A 7,208-nucleotide genomic window follows, 5' to 3' on the forward strand; every position below is an offset into this window, starting at 1 on the left:
GGCCTGTAGTCTTTGATAAAAATTTCAGGGCTGAAAGACAGGATGTGAATTTCTCTCTCAAATGGACTGCACATATGGAATCCAATGAACAACTAACCTTCCTGCTTTTGAATAAGGCAAGAAATCATGAAGATTACATCCATGCATTGGACAACTACACCTCACCGGCCCAAAACTTTGTGTTTGCCTCCAAAAGTGGGGATATTGCCATGAAGGTCCAAGGAAGATTTCCCTTAAAATGGGAAGGACAGGGAAAGTTTTTAATGGATGGAAATGACCCTCGATTTGAATGGAAAGGTTTTATTCCAAATGAACACAATCCGGCCACAATCAATCCATCGAGAGGTTTTGTATCCTCTGCCAATCAGCATTCAACAGACCCATCTTACCCCTATTATATTTTTGACAACAGTTTCGAACATTACAGAAACAGGAGGCTCAATATTAGACTTGATGAAATGGAGAACATTACTATTGAGGATATGATGGCCCTTCAATTTGATAATTTCAATCTTCATAGTTCTGAAATTTTGCCTGTGATGCTGAATTTATTGTCTAATGAAAAGGTAGAGACACTAGATCTTAAAGGCAAAAAGTATTTAAACCAATTACAGGAATGGAATTATTTCACTTTTCCCAACCAAGAGGAACCGGCTTTATTTCAAACTTGGTGGAAGCATGTCAATAATGGTATTTGGTCAAAATGGAAGCAAAATGAAAAACCAATTGTTTTGCCCAATATATATGAAACGAGTAGGTTATTGACCAACTCCCCAAATGATATTCTTTTTGATAATCCTGAGACCGAAAAAATAGAGACCGCATCAGATATTGTTTGGACCGCTTTTCAATCCATGGTTACCGAAATGAATGAATGGGAAGCAGAAAAGGGAGAATATTCATGGGCTAGTTTCAAAGGGACATCAATAATGCATCTTGTGCCAAACTTCAGGTCTTTTAGTTACACTGATATCTATACAGGAGGTGGAAGTGGGATGTTGAATGCTACTAGCGAAAGAAATGGAGCAAGTTGGAGATTTGTAGTTGAGTTAGGAGATGAAATAAAAGCATTTGGAATTTATCCTGGAGGACAATCGGGTAACCCTGGAAGTAGATTTTATAGTAATTTTGTTAAAAAATGGGCAAATGGGGAGTATGTTAATTTTGATTTACGAAAAGAAAGCCAGCGTGAGAATGAATTATTTAACACAATATTTAAGGAATGATGTATGAATAAGTTTTTTGTATTGTTTGTACTTACCGGATTGATTATATATTTAATTGGACCCTTTTTTCCATTTTGGGGATTAATGATATTAGTAGCCTTAGTCACTTACTTGGTGAGGGCCTCTCCGGGAATTTCTTTTTTTGGTTCAGGATTATCTTTTGGTTTGGCATGGTTATTACTATCAGTTTGGATATCCATTGATTCTAAATCAGAACTTCCAATAAAAATGGCAGAGCTGATGGGGCTATCCAACGATAATATATTATGGTTAGCTACAGGACTTGTAGGTTTTATAATAGGAGGATTTAGTGGATTGACAGGCTCTCTTTTCAGAAAGTTATTTGAAAAACCGGATAAGGGTATTTACAAAAGTCAGATTTGATACAAAGAGAAGTTTAGTGATTAAAGAAAGAGGCTTATTTTTAGATAATTATTTGTATTAAAAATACAATAATTTACCTCTTGAAAGATTCAATTTAAAATAACTTGAAATATTTTGCTTTTATTAGTCATGCGAGTACTTTTGTTGCTCGTTTTGTGCCAGTCACTTTTATGCTAGATTATTTAATCACATCAAAAACAAGGTTAAAGTTATTGATCAAGTTTTTCAGTAATTCCAAAAATCAAGGACATTTGAGGGGATTGGCTGAAGAATTTGGTGAATCAACTAATGCCATCAGAAAGGAATTAAATAACCTAACTGAGGCAGGGTTTTTGTTGAAGGTGGCAGAAAAAAACAGGATTGAATACCAAGCTAACCCCAAGCATCCCCTTTTTTCAAATTTGCAGGATCTTATCCGAAAATATTTAGGTTTTGACAGGTTACTGGAAACGGTACTTGAAAGAATGGGAGATGTAAATGAGGTGGTGCTTACAGGAGATTATGCTCAGGGAATTGACTCAGGAACCATTGAAGTACTCATCAAAGGAGAGGGCCTCAATGAAGATTATCTTGACCACTTGGGAACAAGGATCGAGCTATTGATTGAGAGAAAAGTTAAATTCAATATTAACGGCAATTCTACTGTTGAGGATGAGCTAGTTCTATATAAGAAATAGCACAAGATTTTTTGTCCTTTTCCGCTAAGTTCATTTATCGAAAATGTGACTGAAAGGGCGAAGCTGTAAATGATAATATAAGCTAAATTTTAATGCCACCATCAAAAATTGTTCAAATTAGCCTAATTTGCTGCCTTGTATCAAAATATTATAAATCCTTGATCCAAATTTTAAGATCAGAATCTATTCACATCGTACATGTGCATTGCTATCAAAACAAAAAATTCATATATGACCTCTAATTCCAGGGAATCATCACATGCCATCAAACTATTTTTAGCACTGTTTATCATGCTAATTACAGTTTCTTTTGTTCAAGGCCAATCCCTATCTGATATCCAAAATGTAAAGGTTGACAACCTTTCTGATGCCCAGATTGAACAACTGATCAAAAGGGCCGAGTCCTCCGGTATGTCCGAACAGCAACTTGAAGCCATGGCTCGAGAAAGAGGTATGCCTGCAACAGAAGTAGCTAAACTTCGGGTAAGGATAAATCAAATAAGAAATAAAGGTGGAATACAATCTGATTCAACAAAACCCCTACCATCTCAAAATAGACAATGGATTCAGGAAGATGATCTGGGAGATGGCGAAATTGAAGAAGAAAAACCTTTGTCTGAGGAAGAGAAAAAAATCTTTGGGTATCAGTTGTTCAGAAATTCAAAACTAACCTTTTCACCCAACATGAATATCCCAACTCCAATGAATTACATTCTAGGTTCCGGAGATCAATTGTTGGTAGATATTTATGGGGCTTCGCAGTTTACTTATGATTTATATATCAATAGTGAAGGAATGGTTTTCATACCAAATGTGGGTCCCATCAATCTTGCAGGGCTGACGGTTGAAGCTGCGGCAAGCAGGCTGAAGAACGCCTTGGGAAATATTTATTCAGGTATAAGAGGTTCATCGCCAAATACCTTTATGCAACTAAGGGTAGGTAATATCCGATCGATTCAGATTTCTATGGTTGGAGAGGTTTTCGCTCCCGGTAATTATACCCTTTCATCATTTGCAAGTGTTTTCAATGCGCTTTATGCAGCAGGCGGTATAAAACAAAACGGTTCATTCAGAAATATTAGGGTCTACAGAAACAGCAAAATGGTTGCTGAAATGGATATTTATGATTTTTTGGTCAATGGCAACCAATCCTCCAATATCAGGTTGGAGGATAATGATGTGGTATTGATACCACCTGTTGAGAAAAGAGTGGAGATTTCCGGTCCTGTCAGAAGGCCGGGATTGTTTGAAATGAAAAGCGATGAAAATCTTGATGACCTCATAAGGTTTGCAGGAGGTTTTGCAAGTTCAGCTTATCCTGGTTTAGCTACAGTTTTCCGGACAACAGAAAAAGAATTTAAAGTAGAAAATATCGACCGACAAAATTTTGGTTCTTTTGCGCCAAAGGAAGGTGACAAGTTTATTTTTGGAGAATTATTGGACAGGTATGAAAACAGGGTGCAAGTTTCAGGCGCATTGATGCGTCCGGGAACTTTTGCTTTGGAACCGGGAATGGGTGTAAAAGATTTGGTAAATAGGGCAGAAGGTTTGAGAGACGATGCCTTTATGAATAGAGCAGCACTCTATAGAACTAGATCAGATTTTTCACAGGAAATTGTATCCGTAAATATCGGGGCCATTTTAACTGGAGAAGAAGATGATATTATACTTCAAAGAGAAGATGTGTTGAACATCCCAAGTATTTACGACCTCAGGGAGGAATTCTATGTGATTATCAGCGGTGAAGTAAATAAACCTGGTGCATTTGCATTTGGAGAGAATATGAAGGTTGCGGATTTGGTTTTGAGGGCAGGCGGTTTTAAAGAATCGGCTACCTCAGCACAAATTGAAATTGCCAGAAGGGTAAAGGATGATGTCTCAGGAAAGTTGGCTGAAATTTACCATATAGATATTGACAGAAATCTTAAGATAACAGGTGATAATGTTGATATGGTTTTGACACCCTTTGACCATGTTATTGTGAGAAGAAGTCCAGGATTTCAGAGGGAAAGATTGGTAAGAGTAGAGGGAGAAGTTTTCTTTCCCGGTGAATATACCATAGCCCATGCCAATGAAAGAATCTCAGATTTATTGAATAGGTCAGGAGGATTAAATCAGTTTGCATATCCAAAAGGGGCCACTTTGATCAGAAGAAATGAGTATTTCGCCAGCCCAAGCGACAATCAGATAAAATCAATAAATTTGACTGAAGTCAAACAAAATTTACAAAGGATAAAAAGAGATACCACTGAGGCAGAAAAGATATTGCTTTCCAGAATTGACCAGAAAATCACCGAAAGGGGAGGAGACTTGTCCAATCAACAAGGAGGCTTGTTGATTGACGATTTCAGAAGGGAAACAATTGAGAATTTGGTCAATGAAGAGGGGGAAGAAGAAATAAGCATTAAAACCCAAGAGATGATAGGGATCAATTTGTCTGAAATAATGGGGAATCCAGGTGGTTCAAATGATTTGATTATCCAGGAGGGAGATGTATTGAGTATTCCCAAGCAGTTGCAGACCGTTAGGATGAGGGGAGAGGTATTGTTTCCGACAACATCGAGATATAGGGAAAATGCAGGATTCAAAAGTTATATTTCCAGGGCAGGTGGATTTACAGATCGGTCTAGAAAAAAACGTTCTTATGTAGTCTATGCCAATGGTGATGTAAGAAAAACAACCAACTTCGTGTTTTTTAAATTTTATCCGTCAATAGAACCAGGATCAGAGATTATTGTGCCCGCCAAACCAGATAGGGAACCGATGTCCATACAAGGGTGGTTAGCGATTGCTACAAGTCTTGCTACTTTGGGTTTATTGGTAAATAATATTGTTCAATAAGTAAATAAAATCGTTTCTTAATCTTTAGAATAGATGGAAAAAACCCATATTCCTACTGCATCAAATAATGATGAAATCGACTTATTGGAACTGGCGAAAACTGTTTGGGATAAAAAAAGGTTGTTGATATCAATTGTTGTATTATTTGCTCTTCTTGGAGTTTTGGTTGCATTGGTCTCCCAAAATGAATTTACAGCAGGATCTACTTTTGTTCCTCAGACCTCAGAGCAAGGAAAAGTTGGAGGGAATTTAGGGGGGCTTGCTTCATTGGCTGGAATTAATTTGGGAGGATTGTCAGGAGGGAGTGAAATTCCCCCAAGTCTATATCCCAAGATAGTTTCTTCAGTAAGCTTCAAGAAAGACTTACTGAATGCTACGCTTAATACCCAAGGCAATAGCCAACCAATTACCTATCAGTACTATTTTGATAGTATTTATCGTCCAGGATTATTACCATTAATTTCAAAATATTCCGTTGGATTACCCGGATTCTTGATAAAGACAATAAAAAATAATAAAGTGATTGATTCACCCTCGAATGGTTATGGGTTGATTAATGTTACTGAAAATGAATTTGGACATTTTAAAAGGTTGGACAATCAGGTATCCATTCAATTCAATGAAAAAGAAGGTTTTGTTTCTCTTTCTTTTTCTATGCCGGAATCCTTAATGGCTGCTCAGATGGCAAAATTTGCAGAGGAACTGCTTCAAAAAGAGGTCATTGAATTCAAAATTCAAAATGCACGGGAGCAGTTGAAATTTACAGAAGAAAGGTTTGAGGAAAAGAAAATTGAATTTGAGGAAATCCAAAGAAAATTGGCCAATTTCAGGGATAGAAATCAAAATCTTTCTTCAGCTATAGTCCTAAATCAATTAGAAAAATTAGAGGCTGAGTATAATTTCGCTTTTAATATTTATACAGAATTAGCAAAGCAATTGGAACAAGCTAAACTTCAAGTGAGTAAGGACACACCAATTTTTTCTATTATTCAACCTGTAACAATACCTATTGAAAAATCAGCTCCAAAACGACCACTAATTGTTATTGTCTTTGTGTTCTTGGGTTTGATCATTGCCTTTGGCTATATTTTTGGTAGGGAATTCTTTATAAGTGTAAAGGATCAATGGGAAAGTAAATATCTTTAATAAGATTCAAACTTAGGTGCGATAATTATTGATTTAATGAAATGCAAATTAAATAACATAAAAAACTTTTTTTTATATTCATAAAGTATTTTATTTGCATTTACATGATTTAGTCATCCAAATAAATAGTCAAAATCTATCTCAGTAGATTTATCTACAGAATCTCAATCATTAAAAAAATCAGTATTTATAAAAAATTAAACTTTTAAAAAATGAAAATTACAGTAGTAGGTACAGGATACGTTGGTTTGGTATCAGGCGCATGTTTTTCCGAAGTCGGTATTGAAGTGGTCTGTGTTGACATCGATCAGAAGAAAATTGACAACCTCAAAAATGGCATTATGCCTATTTACGAGCCAGGCTTAGAAGAAATTGTCAAAAGGAATTTTGCCAGTAGAAGGCTTCAGTTTTCTACTAATCTTGGAGAAGCTATCCAAGGTTCCCAAGTGGCATTTATTGCTGTTGGAACACCTCCAGGAGAAGACGGGTCTGCGGATCTGAAATATGTATTGGCAGTTGCCGATGAAATTGGAAGGACGATGACAGATTATATTGTTGTTGCTACTAAAAGCACCGTCCCCGTAACTACAGGCGAGAAAGTAAAAGCCGCAATTCAATCAGCCTTGGATGAAAGAGGTTCTGACTTGCCATTTGCTGTTGCTTCCAACCCAGAATTTTTGAAAGAAGGTGCCGCCGTTGAAGATTTCATGAAGCCTGACAGGATAGTCATTGGTGTTGATGATGAAAAGGCGGAAGAGATTATGAAAAGGTTATATAAGCCATTCCAGTTAAACGGTGATAGAATCATTTATATGGATATTCCCTCTGCTGAAATGACCAAATACACTGCAAATGCCATGCTAGCTACCAAAATTTCATTTATGAATGATATTGCCAATTTGTGTGAGTTGGTAGGTGCCAATGCCAATATGGT

Annotated in this window: 6 protein-coding genes; all 6 read left to right on the forward strand. The window is 36.5% G+C overall.

Annotation, left to right across the window (positions count from 1 at the left end):
• On the forward strand, window positions 1-1,226 hold a 1,226-nt coding region (locus ACEW8U_RS23855; protein ID WP_373524566.1), incomplete at its 5' end, for a penicillin acylase family protein.
• Window positions 1,227-1,229: 3 nt separating this feature from the next.
• On the forward strand, window positions 1,230-1,610 hold the full coding sequence (locus tag ACEW8U_RS23860; protein ID WP_373524567.1) for a hypothetical protein: 381 nt from the start codon (window positions 1,230-1,232) through the stop codon (window positions 1,608-1,610).
• 170 nt (window positions 1,611-1,780) lie between these two features.
• Window positions 1,781-2,287, forward strand: a complete 507-nt coding sequence (locus ACEW8U_RS23865) for an ArsR family transcriptional regulator (protein ID WP_373524568.1) — start codon at window positions 1,781-1,783, stop codon at window positions 2,285-2,287.
• Window positions 2,288-2,518: 231 nt separating this feature from the next.
• Window positions 2,519-5,128: an SLBB domain-containing protein gene (locus tag ACEW8U_RS23870; RefSeq protein WP_373524569.1), complete on the forward strand. Its 2,610-nt coding sequence runs from the start codon at window positions 2,519-2,521 to the stop codon at window positions 5,126-5,128.
• 33 nt (window positions 5,129-5,161) lie between these two features.
• Entirely contained in the window at window positions 5,162-6,274 is a 1,113-nt protein-coding gene (locus tag ACEW8U_RS23875; RefSeq protein ID WP_373524570.1) for a Wzz/FepE/Etk N-terminal domain-containing protein, read from the forward strand.
• 212 nt (window positions 6,275-6,486) lie between these two features.
• A partial coding sequence (locus tag ACEW8U_RS23880) for a UDP-glucose/GDP-mannose dehydrogenase family protein (protein ID WP_373524571.1) occupies window positions 6,487-7,208 on the forward strand: 722 nt, incomplete at its 3' end.

Source organism: Aquiflexum sp. (assembly GCF_041751335.1).
In the GTDB taxonomy this organism is placed as follows: Bacteria; Bacteroidota; Bacteroidia; order Cytophagales; family Cyclobacteriaceae; genus Aquiflexum.

Bases quoted from the DNA above. Each gene is read 5' to 3' on its own strand.
- ACEW8U_RS23860 (WP_373524567.1), top strand. From the start codon at position 1,230: ATGAATAAGTTTTTTGTATTGTTTGTACTTACCGGATTGATTATATAT.
- ACEW8U_RS23865 (WP_373524568.1), top strand. From the start codon at position 1,781: ATGCTAGATTATTTAATCACATCAAAAACAAGGTTAAAGTTATTGATC.
- ACEW8U_RS23870 (WP_373524569.1), top strand. From the start codon at position 2,519: ATGACCTCTAATTCCAGGGAATCATCACATGCCATCAAACTATTTTTA.
- ACEW8U_RS23875 (WP_373524570.1), top strand. From the start codon at position 5,162: ATGGAAAAAACCCATATTCCTACTGCATCAAATAATGATGAAATCGAC.